We start from the raw sequence: 1,355 nt of genomic DNA, 5'->3' as shown, positions 1-1,355 counted from the left end.
GCCGACAGACCATTACTCGCCCCGTCCTGGTTGATCGCACTACCCGCCACCACTGCCAACACCTGATGCCCACGCTCACGCGCAACCGACAACCGCTCCAGCACCACGACGCCAACGCCCTCACCCCACCCGGTGCCGTCAGCCGCCTCCGCGAACGGCTTGCACCGCCCATCAGCAGCCAACCCCCGCTGCCGCGCAAACTCCGCGAACACTCCCAAAGCAGCCATCACCGTAACCCCGCCGGCCAACGCCAGCGAGCACTCACCCGACCGCAACGCCTGCGCCGCCAGATGAATCGCCGTCAACGACGACGAACACGCCGTATCGATCGAAACCGCAGGACCCTGCAACCCCAGCGCATACGCCACCCGACCCGACGCCACACTCGCCGTCGTCCCCGTCATCCCGAAGCCGCCGGCACCGTCCTGTTCGCTGATCCGGTAGGCGGACGTAATAACGCCGGCGTACACCCCGGCATCAGTACCCCGCAGCGACCCCGGGGTGATACCCGCGTCCTCCAACGCCTCCCAACACGTCTCCAAGAGCAGCCGCTGCTGGGGATCCATCCCCAACGCCTCACGCGGGCTGATCCCGAAAAACTCCGCATCGAACCCACCAGCGCCACCCACAAAACCGCCCACCCGGGCGTAATCCTGACCCCCACCATCGGGATCGAAAACACCCGAACCCTCCAGATCCCAGCCACGGTCACCAGGGAACCCCGACATCGCATCGGTCCCCCCGGCAACCAACCGCCAGAAACCCTCCGGATCCTCCACCCCACCCGGGAACCGACAACCCATCCCGACAATCGCCACCGGCTCATCCGCCCCCGCACGGACCGCCGGCACAGTAGCGCCCCCGGCGGTCCCTTCGGCTCCTTCGGTTCCACACGTCTCCGCCACCAGATACCGGGCGAGCTCAACCGGTGTCGGCTGATCAAAAACAAGGGTCGCGGGAAGCGTGAGGCCGGTCTCGGTAGCGAGTCGGTTGCGCAACTCCAGCGCGGTCAGCGAATCGATCCCCATCTCACGAAACGCCCGCTGGGGGTCCAATTCCCCCGGACTGGCATGACCCAGCACCACCGCCGCAGCGGTCCGGACGACCCGCAGGACCTCCTCCTCACGATCGGCCGGGCCGAGCCCGGCCAGCCGCGCGGCCAACCCGCCTCCACCCGCGGCTGCCGCGGCAGCGACAGGACGACCCGGAGCACCCGCCGTCAGACCACTCAACAACGGTGAAGGCGAAACACCCGGACGAGACAGCGCGGCCAAGTCCAAACGGGCCGGAACCATCAACGGCGCACCAGACGCGGAAGCAGCCTCGAACAGCGCCAGACCCTGCGCAGTCGACAT

Annotated in this window: 1 protein-coding gene; it reads right to left on the bottom strand. The window is 68.0% G+C overall.

The features are described 5' to 3' along the window. Positions 1-1,163, bottom strand: a 1,163-nt coding sequence (locus tag WA788_RS35245) for a type I polyketide synthase (protein WP_335984528.1), incomplete at its 3' end; no start/stop codon positions are given. Between the last annotated feature and the right edge of the window lie 192 nt (positions 1,164-1,355).

This window comes from Streptomyces sp. CA2R106 (assembly GCF_037034245.1).
In the GTDB taxonomy this organism is placed as follows: Bacteria; Actinomycetota; Actinomycetes; order Streptomycetales; family Streptomycetaceae; genus Actinacidiphila.
This window is presented reverse-complemented; position numbering and strand designations above follow the sequence as displayed.